This window comes from Cupriavidus sp. D384 (assembly GCF_001652915.1).
GTDB lineage: Bacteria > Pseudomonadota > Gammaproteobacteria > Burkholderiales > Burkholderiaceae > Cupriavidus.
Window position 1 is genome coordinate 1 of the sequence record NZ_BBQI01000111.1, and the last position, 214, is coordinate 214.

Consider the following 214-nt stretch of genomic DNA (forward strand, 5'->3'; position numbering starts at 1 on the left):
TACGCCGAGGAAGCGCGCAAGACGCAGATCGTTGAGACGTCGTCGGGCGAGTTCTACGGCAAGGGCTACCAGGACGTGCAGCACCGCGTGCCGAAGATCGACAACACGATCGACGAACTGGGCTGGAAGCCCGAGGTGACGATGGAGCAGGCACTGCGCCGCATCTTCGAGGCCTACCGCGACAAGGTGGTGGACGCCCGCACGCTGGTCGACG

At 65.0% G+C, this 214-nt stretch carries 1 pseudogene; it reads left to right on the forward strand.

The window, feature by feature from the left end:
- Window positions 1-214: pseudogene (locus tag A9J21_RS32100) on the forward strand (bifunctional UDP-4-keto-pentose/UDP-xylose synthase); the annotation flags it as partial.